Genomic DNA, 16,307 nt, shown 5'->3' on the forward strand with positions numbered 1-16,307 from the left:
AGAATGCATGATTATTTAATATATTTTATTTTTGCTTTAATTCTGCTTGGAGTGGCTTTGCTTTATTTCCGCATTGCAGATAATTATAATATTATTGATCATCCCAATGAGCGGAGTTCGCATTCAGAAGTTACCCTTCGCGGCGGCGGAATTCTTTTCCCGATAGCAGCCCTTTTATTTTTTGTCAGTTTTGGGTTTCAGTATCCATATTTCCTGCTCGGACTCGTACTAATAGCCCTGATAAGTTTCTTAGATGACCTGCTTACCTTAAATAATAAGATTCGATTGCTGATTCATTTTATTGCTGTGATATTATTATTTTATCAATGGGATTTGTTTGCTCTTCCTTTTTACTGGCTTATTGCGGCGGCAATATTTGTAATTGGTACAATCAATGCCTATAATTTTATGGATGGCATTAATGGTATTACAGGATTATACAGTTTAGGAACTATTGCTACTATGATCTTTCTGAATTCTGATTCCGAATTTATCGATCAGAATTTTCTGATTATAACACTTATCTCTCTTCTGATATTTTTATATTTTAATTTCCGAATAAAAGCCCGGTGCTTTGCCGGGGACGTAGGCAGCATATCCATAGCTTTTATCATTCTGTTTGCTTTAGGCAGTTTAATATTACAAAGCCAGCATGTTATCTATATTCTGTTTCTTGCCGTATACGGAACCGACACGGTATTAACTATTGCAGTTCGATTATATAACAGAGAAAATATTTTTCAGCCTCATCGCAGTCATGTTTATCAATTATTGAGTAATGAAAGTGGATTTTCTCAAAGATTGGTTGCGTTTTTGTATACGATGCTACAGATTTTTTTAAATGGTTTAATTATATGGTCGGCTGACCAGAGTACTCAGGTAAAGGTGATTGTGACTACGTTAATAGTAGTGATATTAATTTCAAGCTATTTTATTATCAGAAACCGTATTGGTGAAAAAATAAATTATTTAAAAGTTTAGAATTCCGTAATTAAAGGAGAATAGTTATAAATTTATATAAGATTTTTTGAATGTTTTCAAGATTAAACATAGTACCCCGCTGGATCATTTTTACTTTAGATATACTCTGCTGTATCTTATCGCTTTGTTACGCGTACTTTATTAAGTATAATTTTGATATCACTCAAATTGATATTCCGCAGCTAAGCCGTAATCTGTTAATATTTATAGTAATTAATTCTATAGTTTTTTACAGCATAAAAACGTATTCGGGTATCATCAGATATACCAGTGCACAGGATTCATTCCGGATTTTATTCGCAATTATTTTAAGTAATTCTGTATTCTTTCTGGCTAATTTGTTTTTATTCTCCTTTGAGCAGCAACCTGTTATTTCAAATTCAATATTAATTATTAATGGCTTAAGCAGTTTTCTCTTTCTGATTACGTACAGGGTTCTGGTTAAATACTTCTTTCTCTATATTAAAAATCTGAATATTGATAAAAGAAGGATCATAATTTACGGTGCAGGAGAGGTAGGAATCGCCGCAAAGCGGACTCTTGACCATGATCCGAAAGTAAATATGAGCCTGGTTGCTTTTATTGACGATGATTTACGGAAAGCCAACAAGGTAATTGACGGGATTAAAATTTATCCTACAAGCGAACTTTCTTCTTTGATTGTGCAGTATGAAATTGATGATTTATTAATTGCCAGTCAAAATATACCTCCAGACAGGAAAAATCAGGTTGTTGATTTTTGTCTCGAAAACGATATAAAGGTCCTTACTTTACCTCCGGTAGAAACCTGGATAAACGGGCAGATAAGCAGTAAGCAAATTCAGAATATAAAAATTGAAGATTTGCTGGAACGTGAACCTATTGTCATTCATAATGATGAAATAAATGAACAGCTGTCGGGCAAGCGTGTGCTGATTACAGGAGCAGCAGGATCAATCGGCAGTGAGATTGTGCGCCAGGTTTCAAAATTCTCTCCTCAAATGATCATTTTAAGTGATCAGTCTGAAACCCCTTTATATGATATCCAGCTGGAGCTTCAGGAAAATGACCTCAATAATAATTTTCATGCATTTATTGGTGATGTACGGGATAGTTGCCGGATGGAATTGCTGTTTCAAACCTTTAAACCACATTATGTGTATCATGCGGCAGCTTACAAGCATGTGCCCTTAATTGAACATAATCCTGCCGAAGGGGTTCGAACCAATGTAATGGGTACCAAAATAATTGCAGATTTATCGGTTAAATATGGTGTTCAGAAATTTGTTATGATTTCAACGGATAAGGCCGTGAACCCAACCAATGTAATGGGTGCATCTAAAAGAATTGCCGAAATTTATGTACAATCTTTATTTGCGTATAATCAGCAAAAAGAAACTTCTCAAAACGGTGAAGCCAGGGTGATGACTAAATTTATTACCACCAGATTTGGAAACGTATTGGGTTCTAACGGTTCGGTAATTCCAAGATTTAAAGCTCAAATTCAGAAGGGAGGACCTATTACAGTTACTCATCCCGAAATCACACGCTACTTTATGACCATCCCCGAAGCCTGTCGTTTGGTCCTTGAAGCGGGCTGTATGGGTAAAGGAGGTGAGATTTTCATCTTTGATATGGGCAAAAGCGTGAAAATTGTAGAACTTGCTAAAAAAATGATTCGTCTTTCGGGATTAATTCCAAACGAGGATATAGCTATTGAATACAGCGGTTTAAGGCCGGGTGAGAAATTATACGAAGAACTATTAAATGATCTTGAAAATACAATCCCCACTCACCATGAAAAAATTATGGTTGCCAAGGTTCGTGAATACAATTTTCAAACAATTAATAATCATATTGAAGAATTGATTGGTTTAAGTTGTGAATATAAAGACCGTCAGGTGGTTGTTAAAATGAAGCAAATCGTTCCGGAATTTAAAAGCAATAATTCCATATACGAAGAGCTGGATGCGAAAATTGCCGAGAAGCTTTAAATACAATCTTTCTTAGGCTTTACAGCCCGCTGATTCATTTAATGATTTGGCTTTTTTAATGAATCATTTTATCCCTTAGCAATTAATGTATCGATATATATTTTATGAAAAAAATTCTACTCCTTCTCTCCATTTCCTTTTTCGGTATATTTTCAGCATTTTCTCAATCACAAACCTTCCCGTATTCCTATCAATATTATCAGCGGATAAACCATATTCTCTATAATACCGATACCCGAATTCATACTTCCATCCGGCCTATTCAGTTTAATGATTCCCTTTCTTACAGAGGATTGGATTCTTTATCAAATTTGAATATCGACAGTTCAAAAAGATCATGGATTATGCGGAAAATTTTTTCAGAACATCTTGTGGAGATAGAGAAAGAAGATTTTAACGTGTATATAGATTTTCTTCCGGACTTTCAGATAGGCAGGGATATCAATAAAGGAACCACATGGCTAAATACACGCGGTTACCAGGTGCAGGGAAACATTGGTAAAAAATTTAGTTTTTACACAAGCGGATATGAAAATCAAAGTGTATTTCCGCAATATCTCACCCAATTCATAGATTCCAATAAGATCATACCCGGTTTTGTAAATGATAAATTTGGCTCTTCCCGAAATACAAAGGACTGGGCATATGCGTCTGCTATTTTAAATTATAAAGCCAGTAAGCATTTCTCGTTTACCCTTGGACAGGACAAAAATTTTATTGGTGATGGTTATCGCTCCATGCTCATGAGTGATGGAGCTGCAAACTACCCTTTTTTTAAAATTGAAACCACATTGGGAAATGTAAAGTATTTAAATATCTGGGCTCAATTTCAGGATCTGAAATCACCTCCTCTATCTTATAATAATGGATTTAGAAAGAAATGGGGCGTATTCCATTATCTTGACTGGAATGTAAATAAGCGTTTATCATTAGGCTTTTTCGATGCCGTGATCTGGCAGGGAGGAGATGAAACCGGCAGGAGAGGTTTTGACGTAACGTATCTAAACCCCATTATTTTTCTAAGAACTATTGAAGGCTCTAATGGCTCTCCTGATAATGCGCTGATAGGCTTTAACGGGAAATACAAAGCCGCAAAAAACCTCACTGTATACGGACAGTTTTTACTGGATGAATTTACAGCCAAAGAATTTTTTGCGGGAGATGGATATTGGGCTAATAAATTTGGTATCCAGGCTGGTATAAAAGGATTTAATGCATTTAAAGTTCAGAATTTAAATTTTCTCGCAGAATTTAATACCGCAAGACCTTATACCTATAGTCAGCGGCAATCTCTTCTTAACTTCGGACATTATAACCAGCCTTTGGCGCATCCGTTCGGAGCCAATTTTCGTGAGTTTTTAAGCATCTGGGATTATTCATTTAAGAAATGGCAGATCTATGCACAGGGAAATGTAGCTCAATATGGCCTTGATGAAGCTAATGTAAGTTCCGGAAAAGATATATTCAGATCATATGATGATCGAGGTTCCAATTACGGGAACAATACTACTCAGGGAATTCTTACAGATTTTCTTTATCTGGACGGTAGAATTTCTTATATGATCAATCCTAAAATAAATTTGCGGATGGAAGCAGGAGCCGTGCATCGCAAGGAGAGCAACAGACTGGGAATTAATTCTACTAACTGGTTAACTTTCGGCTTAAGAAGTTCATTACGAAATATTTATCAGGATTTTTAAAGCAGATCAGGATTTTGTAGCTAACTTCGCCGCGTCTAATTTTTCACATTTTCTGCCGCTGCCGAATGATCAGAATACTTTTTGTTTTATTATTTTTTTCTCCGTTTTGTTTAATTGCTCAATCTCTTCCTGTTGGAACTCCGGCATTGGAAGATGCTTATAGAAGAGCTCAGTTATTGGGGCAAATAGATTCTTCTATTTCATTTGTTTCAAAGCCTTTTTATCCTGTCCAGTCTTTAGGTGTAAGAAATGCTTTTGATCCCGATAGTAGCCTCGCGGCAAGTCGCAATAATTCGGGAGGGATTCTTCGCTTCGCGAAGGGGCTGGGAAAATTTCAAGTACTGCCGATAAACTGGCAGCAGCAAATCAATACGCATCATCCGGAAGGTATCAATGATGGTGCGATGATTCCATCAAAGGGTTATCAGACCCTATTCAGCGCAGGGGTATTTGCATCTTACGGCCCTTTAAGCATTCAGCTACAGCCTGAAGCAGTTTATGCTGCAAATAAAACTTATGATGGTTTTCCAACCGAATTCAGCGATAAAAGGTGGGCGGATTATTATAATATAGTACTAAATAAAATTGATCTGCCGGAGCAATTTGGTCCGGATTCATATAAAAAAGTATTTTGGGGTCAAAGCAGTGTGCGGATAAATTTTGGCGCTTTATCCGCAGGCGTATCTTCCGAAAATTTATGGTGGGGTCCCGGGATGCGTAATTCTCTCCTGATGAGCAATAATGCTCCGGGATTCAAACATCTTACGTTCAATACCCGGAAACCTGTAAAAACTTTTATAGGTTCCTTTGAAGGGCAGATCATAGCCGGAAAGCTTGATGGATCCGGATTTAATCCTCCTTCATCAGAAAGAACATATTTGGGCACCAATATATATAAACCCAAATCAGAGAGCTGGAGATATTTAAACGGTATGGTATTAAGTTATCAGCCTAAATGGGTTCCGGGATTATTTCTTGGCCTGACCCGCAGTTTCCAGGTTTATCGTGAAGACATGGGGAATGGATTTACGGATTACTTTCCCTTACTCTCTGCATTTGAAAAGAAAAATACGGGCGAAGTTTTAGAAGACAGTAAAAAGAGAGATCAGCTTGCCTCAGTTTTTATGCGCTGGGTTTGGCCGGAAGCTCATGGAGAAATATATTTTGAATATGGGCGCAATGATCATTCTTATGATCTCCGGGATGTATTCCTGGAACCTGAACATTCCAGAGCGTATATCCTTGGTCTAAGAAAGCTTTTTCCTTTAACCCTGGCAAAAGATCATTCTGTGATGGTTAATTTGGAAATGACACAACTGGAGTTGACAAATACTTCACAAACAAGGCCTGTAGAATTGTGGTATGCTCATTATCAAGTACGCCACGGCTATACCCATAAGGGACAGGTTTTGGGTGCGGGAATCGGGCCAGGGAGTAATCTTCAAAGTTTACAGGTGAGTTATGTGAATCAGTTAAATTCACTTGGATTTACTATAGAGCGTTACGTTCATAATAATGATTTTCATTATGGTGCAGTAAAGGATCTCCGCAGTCATTGGGTGGATTTGAAGGCCGGCTTACAGGGAACCTGGAACCTCGGAAATTTTATGCTGAATGCACGGACAGATTTAGTACGGTCTTTCAACTACCAGCACCAATATGATCCCATACCCTCCAACCCTCCGGCCTACTGGGATCCGGGAAAAACTGTCTTTAACTTTTCAGGGGCGGCGGGCTTTATTTACCGCTTTTGATTTTAGATATTAACGAAACCTTCTCATTTACAATTCGTAAGGTAAGATGATTGGATTCGTATTCTGTTCAGATTTTTATACTTTTGCAGAATTATTGTATAAGTAAAAATAATTGAGAATTCTGATAGGGGAATCAGAATTTAGAAAAATTAATTAACTCATCACCTATGCCCTCATTTCATAACCGGATCGATACCCTAATTTTATGGGCCGACCTGTTTATTGTCAGTATTTGTTTCTTTCTAACCGTATTAGTATTTAAACTTGCTGGTTCGCCTGTTTATTTAGCTCTTGATATTTTGCTATGGGGCTTCCTGCTGGTGGGCTGGTTCTTCACTGCGAAGAATTATGATCTTTACGTAGAAGCTTCCCGCAGAGGCCTTATAAATGATCTGTTTAAAATCGGTAAAAATATTGCTTTTCAGGGAGTATTTATTTCTCTATTCCTTTTCCTTGCTAAACAACCCGGATACAGCAGACGATTTGTTGCGGTGTATATATTGTTATTATGCGTTCTTATACCTCTTCAAAAGATTTTTTATAAAAAAGTCCTTGTTTTTTTAATAGATAAACGGATTAAAAAAAGAAGGGTCCTAATCATTGGAGCTGGTAACGTAGGGATGAATTTCCGGAAAGCTTTAAATGAAAATCCTCAGTTAGGATATCATGTAGTGGGATTTCTGGATGATACACATAAGGCCTCATTAAATGGTCAGTATTTAGGGAAAATTGAGGATGTTGAGGAGGTGTTAAATAGGTATGAGGATATAGATGAAATAGTTGTGGCTTTGCCTAACAGTGCTTCAAAAGGATTAAAAACTATTATTAATGCAGCACAGCAGGAAGCTGTCAGATTACGTATTATACCTGATTATTTTCATTATTTCTCTTCAAAATACGGTATCAGTATGTTCGAGGGATTGCCTATGATCACCTTGCGTCGTGAACCGCTTGAAGAATTTCACTGGAGAGTAGTTAAACGCTTATTTGATACGGTTTTCAGCATTCTGGTGCTGGTTTTTATCTGTTCATGGCTGTTTCCCATTATTGCAATTTTAATTAAACTGGAGTCAAAGGGTCCCGTGTTTTTTACGCAGTTACGTACCGGAAGAAATAAAATTCCCTTTAAATGCATTAAATTCAGGAGCATGCAGGTAAACGATGATGCAAATTCTAAACAGGCACAGAAAAATGATTCGAGATTAACACGTGTAGGAAAATTCTTAAGAAAAAGTAATCTGGATGAATTTCCCCAGTTTATAAATGTACTGTTTGGAGAAATGTCCATAGTAGGCCCGAGGCCGCATATGATCAAACACACTGAAGAATATGCTCAATTGGTTGACCGTTATCTGGTAAGACATCTGCTAAAAGCCGGAATCACCGGCTGGGCGCAGGTAAATGGACACAGAGGCGAAACCCGTCATCCCCGTGAGATGCTGGCCCGTGTTGAACACGATGTTTGGTATTTGGAAAACTGGTCCTTAATTTTTGATATAAAGATTATATTTCTTACAGTATGGAATACTATTAAAGGAGAGCAGAAGGCATATTAAGGTTTGGGCGTAGTGTCCACTGACTCAGGTAAAGATTGCTTGGTTCCTCGTACTGACGGGGGTAAATTTTCACCAATAAAAAAACCCTCCTGATTTTTTCAGGAGGGTTTTAAATTTTAGGTGAATCTTAATTCACTCCAATTGATTTTACTTTAAATCCAATTGCACGTAATTTTTCGGCATCTAAAATATTCCGGCCATCGAATATCTTGGCTGGTTTAAGCATATTATCATAGATGCGTTGCCAGTCATATTCTTTAAATTCATCCCACTCGGTCAAAATGGCAATCGCATGAGTGTCTTTGCAAGCTTCATAGGGATCGTTGAAAACAGTTAAAACTTCTCTGTTTACCTGAGGTTCCCGAGTTTTCAAATAGTCAAGATCAGCATAAATCTGCTTATCTTTTACTTTAGGATCATATACATTAATATTAGCCTGCTCATTTAACAGTTCATCAGCAACATAAATGCCTGCAGATTCACGGGTATCATTGGTGTCTTTCTTAAAGGCCCAGCCAAGAAAAGCTATTTTTTTACCCGAAACCGTATTGTACAGGTCGCGGACAATATTAGTAGCAAATCTCTTTTTCTGATGATCGTTCATGATAATGACCTGTTCCCAGTAATCTGCAACTTCATTCAGGCCAAAAGAACGGGAAATATAAACAAGGTTTAAAATATCTTTCTGAAAGCAGGAGCCTCCAAATCCAACAGAGGCTTTTAAAAACTTAGATCCAATGCGGCTGTCGGTACCAATTGCTCTGGCAACTTCATTTACATCGGCTTCCGTTTTTTCACAAAGCTCAGAAATTGCGTTAATAGATGATATTCTTTGGGCAAGAAATGCATTAGCTACTAATTTTGATAGTTCTGAGGACCATACATTGGTAGTAAGTATCCGCTCACGGGGAATCCACTGGGCGTAAATATTGACCAGTGCTTCTACAGCTTCCTTACCATCTTCTGTTGAATCTCCGCCAATTAATACACGATCCGGATTTAACAGATCTGATACAGCAGTTCCCTCTGCTAAAAACTCCGGATTAGAAAGAATCTGGAATTTAACGCCGTTGCCGGTATTGTGTAAAATATCACGCAGTGCTTCGGCGGTCCGTACCGGTAGGGTTGATTTCTCAACAATAATTTTATCTGATTTGGCAACCCTTGATATCTGACGGGCACAAAGTTCTATAAATTTTAAATCCGCGGCCATGCCTTTACCGGCGCCATAAGTTTTTGTAGGTGTATTTACAGATATGAAAATGATATCCGCCTCATCAATTGCTTTATCTACATCCGTAGAAAAAAACAAATTTCTTCCCCTCGCTTCTGCAACTACTTCGCTTAACCCCGGTTCGTAAATCGGAATATTGTTGCTGTCTTCATCATTCCAGGCGGTAATACGGGCTTCGTTTAAATCGACCACAGTAACTTTAATACCCGGACATTGTTTGGCAATAACCGCCATAGTTGGACCGCCTACGTAGCCGGCTCCGATACAACATATGTTGCGAATGTTCTTCATGTAATAAGATGTTTAATTTGATCATGAATCCGGATTACTCAGATTCTGATTATTTACTTTCCATTATTTGCTGAAGATAGATTTTTTCTAAATTCATATGCAGAGTCAATTAAAATTGTGCCAAACATAATGAATTTTTTCTTTCTCAATATTTAGTCCGTCTGCTCTTAATTCATAAATTCTGAAATGGATTTTAATTTTCCAGGTATAACTATATAAAAGTCCTTTTCCCTTTAAGAATAAGCATATCTAAAGATTTTTTTAATAGAAGAATTGATAATAATTAATAATTTGCCAGTCCAAAAAAAATCTGAATTAAAGATTTCTTAAAATAAGCCACTCGACAGGTAATTACAATACTTAAATATGAAAAAAGCACTTATAACAGGAATTACCGGTCAGGATGGCGCTTATCTCGCAGATCTGCTCTTAAAAAAAGGATACGAAGTACACGGCATTAAACGCCGTAGTTCTCTATTCAATACAGACCGCATCGATCACCTCTATCAGGATCCTCATGAGGAAAATGTTCGTTTTCATTTACATTATGGGGATCTTAGTGATTCCACTAATATTATCCGGATTGTACAACAGATTCAGCCGGATGAGATTTACAATTTGGGGGCCATGAGTCATGTTCAGGTAAGCTTTGAAACTCCTGAGTATACAGCCAATGCCGATGGTATCGGAACATTACGTATCCTGGAAGCTGTCCGTATTTTAGGTTTAACCAAAAAAACAAAAATATACCAGGCTTCAACTTCCGAATTATATGGTTTGGTGCAGGCTGTGCCGCAATCAGAAACGACACCTTTCTACCCGCGTTCACCTTATGCAGTTGCTAAAATGTATGCATATTGGATTACGGTCAATTATCGCGAAGCTTATAATATGTATGCTTGTAATGGGATTCTGTTCAATCATGAGAGTCCGCTGCGGGGCGAAACCTTTGTAACCCGTAAGATAACCCGGGGAGCTTCAAAAATTGCCTTGGGATTACAGGATAAACTTTTCCTGGGAAATCTGGATGCCCGCCGCGACTGGGGACATGCTAAAGATTATGTGGAGGCTATGTACCTGATTTTACAGCAGGATACGCCAACAGATTATGTAATTGCTACCGGGGTTACTACCACTGTTCGTGACTTTATTCGTATGGCTTTCGCCGAAGCAGGTATTACACTTGAATTTAACGGTGAAGGCGCTGAAGAGCGGGCTACTGTGGTTTCCTGCTCCAACCCTGATTACCAGCTTGAAGCGGGTAAAGAAGTAGTGGCAGTTGATCCGCGTTATTTCCGACCTACTGAAGTAGATCTCCTGATAGGCGATCCTACAAAATCAAACACCCTTCTTGGCTGGAAACCAAAATATGATCTTGCTGCTCTAATTAAAGAAATGATGCATGCGGATATGGAACATTTTGTGAAAGAAAAAATACTGCATGATGCAGGTTATAAGGTGAAGAATCAATACGAATAATCCTTGAGAATTATATTTTAGAAGTCCCGGTCTTGACCGGGACTTCTTATTTTACTTCTTTAATTACTTACTGAGATAAGTAGATAGAATAAAAAAACAGATTTATGTTAGTGTAGGAGAATTAAGAAATAATTTTTGCGTCCTTAATAAATAAATATACTAAATGCTCAACAATTTTGGCAGCTGTTTTACCATCCCAGAATTTAGGTATAGCACCCTTTTTCCATTCTCCATTAAACAGAATTTCCATATATGGTTTTAATGCTTTTGGATCTGTACCTAATAATTCATTCGTCCCAGTGGTAATAGTTTCAGGTCGTTCAGTATTGTTTCTTAGGGTCATACATGGAACGCCCATTACTGTGGTCTCTTCGGTGATACCCCCTGAATCAGTAATAACTGCTTTAGCATATTTTACCAAATAATTAAATTCCAGATAGCTGAGAGGTTCGATCATATGCAGGTTGGGTGCTTCGATACCTATATTAGATAACATTTGCGCTGTTCGGGGATGTACTGGAAAGATGATGGGTAATTCACGGCTTAAAGCAACAATCTCGTCAATGAGCGTTTTTAAATCCTGTTCCTGGTCTACATTTGCGGGACGGTGGAGAGTAATTACCAGGTATTCTTTGTCCTTCAGATCTGCCTGATCCCAAACCGGTGGTTTTTTAAAGTTCGGCATCTGTTTCAAAAGAGTGTCAATCATCGTATTTCCTACATAAAATATGCTGCCTTCATCTACACCATTTTTCCGAAGGTTGGTATTGGCTATTTCAGAGGTTGTGAAAAAATAATCAGTTATGGCATCGGTTACCATACGGTTAATTTCTTCAGGCATACTTAAATCACCTGACCGGATTCCGGCTTCTACATGGGCTACTTTGGTATTTAATTTTTTGGCTACAATGGAACAGGCCATGGTCGAAGTCACATCGCCAACTACTAAGACCAGATCTGCCGGATTTTTGATCAACTCTTTTTCAAAGCCAACCATAATATTTGCAGTTTGTTCGGCCTGAGTTCCGCCACCGGCTCCCAGATTGGCATCCGGCTCAGGTATGCCCAACTGCTCAAAAAAATCATGGCTCATTTTTTTATCGTAGTGCTGACCGGTATGTACCAGACGGTAATTGATGTCTGACCCTTTTTTTGCCTCTTTCTGAATGGCTTCGATTATTGGGGCAATCTTCATGAAGTTTGGACGGGCCCCGGCAATAATGGTAATTTTCATATGTATATTTACTTGTCGGATAAATCCGCTGATTGTTTAATGTATTATTTACTAGGAAACCTTTTTAAATTTCTCTTTCATCACCAGGTAAATAAATCCGGTATTGGTATACAAATATCGTTTCCACATTCTGCCAGGTTCCTGCATGGTTCTGTAAAGCCACTCTAAGCCGGCTTTCTGCATCCATTTTGGTGCCCGTTTAACCATACCTGAAACTACGTCAAAACTTCCACCCACACCCATAATAAAGGAGGTTTTAATCAAATGTTTGTATGTATCCAGGAAAATCTCTTTTTTAGGCGAACTCATAGCAACAAAAAGAATGTCTGCATGGGAATCAGCAATTTGTTTTGCAATTTGAATTTCTTCATCCTTATTAAAGTACCCATTTCGGTAACCTGCGATGATACCAGAACCAAAGCTACTGGTATATTTTTCAACTACTTTCTTTACCACTTCCTCTTTAGCCCCGAGGAAAAATATCTTATACCCTTTTGCAGCTGCAGAAATTACTAAATTATCCATCAAATCTATGCCGGCTACACGCTCGGGCAGGGGCGTATTTAAGAAACGGGATGCCCAAACAACAGCCTGTCCATCCGCATTGATAATATCGCAATTAACAATAGAATCCCTTAATTCACTATCTTTTTGTGCATTCACCATTTTAGCAGCATTTACAACCACATGATGAACAGGTTTTTTTCCGGCAATGGACTGGTGAATCAGGTCCAAGGTTTGCTGCATTGTTAATGCATCAACAGGGATGTTACAAATATTTATTCTGTTCATGGGTATTGCTGTTTAATAAATAAGTGGATAATGCGTAAAACATCCAGGCCTGGGCCCAGCGCATGTACGGAACTTTAGAAGAAAAATATTTATTTATCTGGTAGTAAAAATAACCTTCTTTTGACTGCATATTTTGGATAGTCCAGTTCAGTACTTTATCCAGAAGATTTTTATCAACTTGAAATTTGTTGAGCTTTGCGAGTGTGATAACTAATTGAGCGGGGGCATGAATATCAATGGGATAAACGGAATTATTATAATACTTCGGAATTCCATCTTCAGTAAAGAACGTTTTTATATAATAGTCAAAACCTTTACTAACCCGATGTTCAAAGGACCGGTCTCCAGAATACTTCATGTAATCTGCTATGCATTCTAAATTATAGGCGGTATGAAAATTATCCACCCATTGATGAAAATCATAAGTTCCATAACCCCAGGACCCATCTGTTCGCTGATGATCACAACAGAACTTAACTGATTTCCTTGCGGCTTCAATTAGCTCAGTTTCCTGTGTAAAACTATATACTCTTGATAAAATACGACTGCCAAGTAATGAAGCATTAAATACAACGCTTTGATCCAGGGGAGAATATGAAAAGGAAAAATTCTCCTGATCGTCATAAGTGCGGTTGAGATCTTTTAAGATAAAATCGCAGGTGCTTCGGGCCGTCTCAAGGAGCTTTTTTTTGCCGGTTATTTCATATGCATCTAGTAACGCATTCGCAATAAAGGTGGAAGCAACTACTGTTGGTGTGTTTTTAGGCTGAAAAAAAGCTCGTGCCTGCCAGTCAAAATTATATCCCCAGCATGAACCACTCCAATCTTTATTCTGCAGTTCTAAAAGTTTAGCAACAAAGAATTCGATCTTATTAAGATATTCAGGATCCGGGGACTTCTTATATAGGTTGCAATAGCCAGAAAGAAATAAACCTAAGGCTTTTGGATTGTAATCTTCTTTAATTCCTGTAAGGCCTCGCATATTCAAGGGCGATCGCTTAAATGCCTGAATCCAGATTAACCTAGCTATGCGATTTTTGGAAATAAAGGGGAGGGACTGGAATAAACTACTGTTTAAGCCATCGTAAGGATCATACCCTTTAAACTCTTTCTTGATACAGTAATCTTCAAGTTTGTTAAATGAACGTTGAATTTCTTTATACATCTAAGCTAATCTCCTGAGGCAGTCCTGTATATAAACTATCCAATATTTTAAAAGTAGTAATAGTAGTCAAACAAATTGATCTGAAGTTGATAGGACTTTCTTTACCGTCCCGAACTGCATCTATAAATGCCTTCACTTCTTCTTTATGTCCCTTGCCTGAAGATTTGAGTTTGGTTGTTTTACCATCTTTATAAAATATACCATCTCTGAAGTCATTTATTACACCTATTTTTCCGGCGCAAAATACTTCAATGTTTTCTTTAGGCATAGCTTTGTCACCGTTAGATAGGTAAGTAAGATTTCCAACTGAACCATCACTGAATTTAATAATAATGGCTATGTTGTCTTCAGGGGAGATCTTATCATTTCCCGTACTTATAGATTCAGCATAAACCTTTACCGGCTCCGCTTCGGTAAAATATTGCATCAAATCAATAAAATGGCACATTTCTCCGATTATCCGACCACCGCCTACTTCCGGCTGTTGAGTCCAGTGATCTTTGGGTATGAAGCCTGCATTTACCCGTATGTTTATTACAAATGGCTCTGTTGCATTCTTAAATTCTTTCTTTATAAACTCACAGATAGGTGCAAACCGCCTGTTAAAGCCAACCAGTAAAGGCAGGTTAAATTTGCTTTTGGCTTCAATAACCGATTGAAGCTGCTCAGGGTTCATGGCTAAAGGTTTTTCAACGAATACTGATTTACCAGCCTCTAAAGACTTAATAACCAAATCGGCATGCGAAGAATGAGGTGTGGCAATAAAAACAGTATTAATTGTTTTATTGTCAACAATATCCTTTGAATCAGATGAACAAAAGTTGAATTTAAATTTATCCGCTACATTTTTTGAGGTTATTCCCTTAGAAGTTACCACACCATCTAATGAAGCCCCGCAGGCTTTGACATTCGGTATTAAATAACTTTGGGCAAAGCTGCCAGCTCCTATAAAACCTATATTGATATTAGCTAATGGCGAGTTTTTAACCTGCACCATAGTATTTCGATTGTTGGTTATGTTGCTATACTTTAGTAGAATCCCAATGTGAGGTTCAATGGTTTTACCCAATACAATGTCGTATGCCTTTTCAGCATCGGTGATATCAAAAACATGGGTAATTAAAGGTTTAATATCAATTGCTTTACGTGAAAGAAGATCAAGAAAAGCCTCCATATTTCTTTGTTCTGTCCATCTGACGTAAGCATAAGGATAATCATGTCCGTTGTCTTCATAATCTGTATCATATCTTCCCGGTCCGTATGAACAGGACATCCGGAGATCTAACTCTTTCCGGAAGAAATGAGGGTCACGGGGAATATCCATTTTTACTGCCCCAACCACTATGATTTTTCCTTTCTTCCGGGATATTTCAGCAGAAAGTTCTATTGGGTCATTGGATGGTGCTGCGGCGGTAATAATAATTGCATCAAATCCATGACCATTTGTGAAATTATCGCATGCGGCTATCAGGTTGGGATCGTTCCGGTTTAATGCCTGGTTTGCTGATCCTTCATTGGCCAGCTTTACCAGTCCTTCATTCAGGTCGATTCCAAAAACAGCGCAGCCGTTGGCTTTCAAAAGTTGTGCAGTGATCTGACCCAGTAAACCCAAACCAATGACACATATTTTTTCTCCTAGCCGTGGTTCAGCCTGACGGACACCCTGCATGGCGATTGCACCCAAGGTAGTAAATGCTGCCTCTTCAGAACTAACATTTTCAGGTATTTTAACAACCAGGTTTTGAGGTATTGAAACGACTTCCGCATGTGAGGCGTAGTCCTGGCCAGCACAGGCGACCCTGTCACCTGGTTTGAACAGACTATTGCTGTCCAAAGAAGATATAACAGTTCCCGAAGTACTGTAACCTAAGGCTTTTAGTGAATCCAGTTTGGTTCTAACTTTATCAATTGTAGCTGATAAACCTTCCTTTTTTATGTTTTGCATTACTTGAGCAACCAGATCCGGGCGCTGTTTTGCTTTACCTAATAAACTTGCCTGGGCTACTTTAACAGTACCTCGTTCTGTTCCGGCACTTATGAGAGAGAATTCATTTTCAACCAGAACCATCCCTTTTGAGATAGAAGGCATGGGAATTTCGTCAACGTATAAATCGCCGGTTTTAAAATTTTGAATCAGTTGCTTCATGT

The 16,307-nt window shown here is 38.1% G+C and carries 11 protein-coding genes; 6 read left to right on the top strand and 5 right to left on the bottom strand.

The features are described from left to right. Positions 1-3 precede the first annotated feature (3 nt). The 5 genes from G521_RS0106010 to G521_RS0106030 all read left to right on the top strand — a co-directional run bounded on the left by G521_RS0106010 (position 4) and on the right by G521_RS0106030 (position 7,964). Positions 4-981 carry a UDP-GlcNAc--UDP-phosphate GlcNAc-1-phosphate transferase gene (locus G521_RS0106010; RefSeq protein ID WP_036678229.1) on the top strand — a complete coding sequence of 326 codons (978 nt, stop codon included), beginning with the start codon at positions 4-6 and terminating at the stop codon, positions 979-981. A gap of 50 nt (positions 982-1,031) precedes the next feature. Continuing rightward, a complete protein-coding gene (locus G521_RS0106015; protein ID WP_026897740.1) occupies positions 1,032-2,954 on the top strand; it encodes a polysaccharide biosynthesis protein in 1,923 nt (640 codons plus the stop codon). A 104-nt stretch (positions 2,955-3,058) separates the two neighbouring features. Beyond that, positions 3,059-4,654, top strand: coding sequence for a gliding motility protein RemB (locus tag G521_RS0106020; protein WP_026897741.1), 1,596 nt, complete (start codon positions 3,059-3,061; stop codon positions 4,652-4,654). A 65-nt stretch (positions 4,655-4,719) separates the two neighbouring features. Further along, complete coding sequence (locus G521_RS16600; RefSeq protein ID WP_051189510.1) at positions 4,720-6,408, top strand: capsule assembly Wzi family protein; 1,689 nt, start codon at positions 4,720-4,722, stop codon at positions 6,406-6,408. A 167-nt stretch (positions 6,409-6,575) separates the two neighbouring features. After that, positions 6,576-7,964: an undecaprenyl-phosphate glucose phosphotransferase gene (locus tag G521_RS0106030; protein ID WP_026897742.1), complete on the top strand. Its 1,389-nt coding sequence runs from the start codon at positions 6,576-6,578 to the stop codon at positions 7,962-7,964. A gap of 127 nt (positions 7,965-8,091) precedes the next feature. Here the strand turns inward: G521_RS0106030 and G521_RS0106035 are convergent, their stop codons facing one another. Then, positions 8,092-9,489 (bottom strand): UDP-glucose 6-dehydrogenase, encoded by a 1,398-nt coding sequence (locus tag G521_RS0106035; protein ID WP_026897743.1) that lies wholly within the window; start codon positions 9,487-9,489, stop codon positions 8,092-8,094. A gap of 366 nt (positions 9,490-9,855) precedes the next feature. Here G521_RS0106035 and gmd point away from each other — a divergent pair, with 366 nt between their 5' ends. After that, positions 9,856-10,968, top strand: a complete 1,113-nt coding sequence (gene gmd, locus G521_RS0106040; protein ID WP_026897744.1) for a GDP-mannose 4,6-dehydratase — start codon at positions 9,856-9,858, stop codon at positions 10,966-10,968. Positions 10,969-11,089: 121 nt separating this feature from the next. Here gmd and wecB read toward each other — a convergent pair whose 3' ends face one another. The 4 genes from wecB to G521_RS0106060 are packed head-to-tail and all read right to left on the bottom strand — an operon-like array spanning position 11,090 to position 16,305. Beyond that, positions 11,090-12,202: a non-hydrolyzing UDP-N-acetylglucosamine 2-epimerase gene (wecB, locus tag G521_RS0106045; RefSeq protein ID WP_026897745.1), complete on the bottom strand. Its 1,113-nt coding sequence runs from the start codon at positions 12,200-12,202 to the stop codon at positions 11,090-11,092. A 51-nt stretch (positions 12,203-12,253) separates the two neighbouring features. Beyond that, positions 12,254-12,994: a WecB/TagA/CpsF family glycosyltransferase gene (locus G521_RS0106050; RefSeq protein WP_026897746.1), complete on the bottom strand. Its 741-nt coding sequence runs from the start codon at positions 12,992-12,994 to the stop codon at positions 12,254-12,256. Then, positions 12,972-14,159 (bottom strand): beta-L-arabinofuranosidase domain-containing protein, encoded by a 1,188-nt coding sequence (locus G521_RS0106055; RefSeq protein WP_026897747.1) that lies wholly within the window; start codon positions 14,157-14,159, stop codon positions 12,972-12,974. Before G521_RS0106055 ends, G521_RS0106050 begins: the two co-directional genes overlap by 23 nt. Next, positions 14,152-16,305, bottom strand: coding sequence for a bi-domain-containing oxidoreductase (locus G521_RS0106060; protein WP_026897748.1), 2,154 nt, complete (start codon positions 16,303-16,305; stop codon positions 14,152-14,154). Before G521_RS0106060 ends, G521_RS0106055 begins: the two co-directional genes overlap by 8 nt. Positions 16,306-16,307 lie beyond the last annotated feature (2 nt).

The sequence above is a fragment of the Daejeonella oryzae DSM 19973 genome (assembly GCF_000422945.1).
Taxonomy (GTDB): Bacteria; Bacteroidota; Bacteroidia; order Sphingobacteriales; family Sphingobacteriaceae; genus Daejeonella; species Daejeonella oryzae.